The following is a 2,015-nucleotide window of genomic DNA, read 5'->3' as shown; positions in this document are numbered from 1 at the left end:
GACGACAGTCCTGTCTGGCAAAAGGGAAAGAGAAACCCACCAGACACCAGCCTCCCAACCAGACATGCCACAACTAAGCAGCGACACGCTACTAGACACAGCCGCGCGATCTCTTCGGGGGTATGGGGGCGGAGCCCCCATCTACCGCCGACGGCCTCAGACCGCCGGGACGCAGCGGCCGTCCTCCGTGCGGTAGTTCCACTTCGCACCGTCCCGCACCAGTTCCTTCACCGCACGCACGAAGCGCTCCACATGCTCGTCGGGCGTACCGGCCCCGAAGCTGACGCGGATCGCGTTGAGGGACTTCTCCCCGGGCGCCGCCTCGGGCGCCCCGCACTCCCCCTGCGTCTGCGGATCGCTGCCGAGCAGCGTGCGCACCAGCGGGTGGGCGCAGAAGAGACCGTCCCGCACCCCGATCCCGTACTCGGCGGACAGCGCGGCCGCGAAGTGCGAGCTGTTCCAGCCCTCGACGACGAACGAGATGACGCCGACGCGCGGGGCGTCGTCGCCGAAGAGCGACAGGACGCGGACCTCGGGCACCTCGGACAGACCGGCCCGGACGGCCCCGATCAGCTGCTCCTCGCGGGCAACGAGCGTGTCGAAACCGGCCTCGGTCAGCGCCTTGCAGGCGGCGGCGATGGAGTAGGCGCCGATCACGTTCGGGGAACCGGCCTCGTGCCGGGCCGCGCTCTCGTGCCACTCCACGTCCACGCCGCCGTCCACCCGCCGCGTGACCTTGCGGCTGGCGCCGCCGCCCGCGAGGTACGGCTCGGCCTCGCGCAGCCAGTCGGCGCGGCCGGCGAGTACGCCCGAGCCGAACGGCGCGTACAGCTTGTGCCCGGAGAAGGCGACCCAGTCGACGTCGAGGTCCCGCACCGACACCGGGTGGTGCGGAGCGAGCTGGGCGGCGTCCAGGACGATCCGGGCACCGTGCGCGTGCGCTGCGGCGGCGAGCTCGCGCACCGGCCACAGCTCGCCGGTGACGTTCGATGCGCCGGTGACGCAGACCAGGGCCGGGCCGTGGGGGTCACGGGCGGCGAGGGCCCGCTCCAGGGCCGTGACAGCCTCCTGCGGGGTGCGGGGCGCGTTGAGGTAGGTGACCCGGGCGTCCTTCCACGGCAGCAGCGAGGCGTGGTGTTCCGTCTCGAAGACGAACACCTGGCAGTCGGCCGGAAGGGTGGCGGCGAGCAGGTTGAGGGAGTCGGTGGTGGAGCGGGTGAAGACGACCTGGTCGTCGCCCCGGCAGTCGAGGAACTCCGCGACGGTCCTGCGGGCGTTCTCGAAGAGGTCGGTGGACAGCTGGGAGAGGTACCCGGCGCCGCGGTGCACGCTGCCGTAGTACGGGGCGTACGCGGCGACGTCGTCCCACACCCGCTGGAGGGCGGGGGCGCTGGCGGCGTAGTCGAGCGCGGCGTAGGTGACCTCGCCGCCGGTCACGAGCGGGACGGTGACGTCTCGTCCCAGAACGGGCAGGGGGGCACAAACTGCCTGGTCGGCGGCAGCGGTGGAGACAGACATGGCGAGCTCCTGTGAGAGGCAGGCGGAATCGCTGCGCGGGCCGGGTGCACGGGGGTACGGGTGTGCGGCTGCACGGCTCGGCGCAGTGGGGAAAGGCAAAAGGGGTGTGCGGAGGCGGGGCTCTACGCCCTATCGCATTCGCTTGCTCACAGAAGGCTCCCTCGAACGACCAGGACCCCTGGGATTCTCGAGGGGTCCGCGCTTGCCGTAGACCTCGCTGCCTACGGCCTGGTCTTCACCCGGGGCACCCCGCCACGGACGGAGGGTTGCCGGACAGCCGGCCGGGGCCTGATGGCTGTCGCTCATGACCTGATACGGCATCCTGCCACAAGATCTTCCGCCCGCAACCCGGCGTCCGTATACCGGGATGCCGAGTGGGGGGGCGGCCCCACGTTCCTCGCCCCCGCCGCCCCTACCCGTCCCATCCCCACCCGGGGGCTCCGCCCCCAGACCCCCAAAAGACCGCGCAGTTCCCCGCGCCCCTTTTAGGGGCGCGG

The 2,015-nt window shown here is 71.8% G+C and carries 1 protein-coding gene and 1 riboswitch; the gene reads right to left on the bottom strand.

Going from position 1 to position 2,015, the window contains the following annotated elements; translation table 11 throughout:
* Positions 1–156: 156 nt before the first annotated feature.
* Entirely contained in the window at positions 157–1,518 is a 1,362-nt protein-coding gene (locus tag ABZ656_RS57640; RefSeq protein WP_360280711.1) for an aminotransferase class V-fold PLP-dependent enzyme, read from the bottom strand.
* 193 nt (positions 1,519–1,711) lie between these two features.
* Positions 1,712–1,828: riboswitch (SAM riboswitch) on the bottom strand.
* Positions 1,829–2,015: the final 187 nt, after the last annotated feature.

It is taken from the genome of Streptomyces sp. NPDC007095, from assembly GCF_040634475.1.
GTDB lineage: Bacteria > Actinomycetota > Actinomycetes > Streptomycetales > Streptomycetaceae > Streptomyces.
Note: the sequence above shows the minus strand (reverse complement) of the source record. Positions and strands in the feature narration are given on the sequence as shown.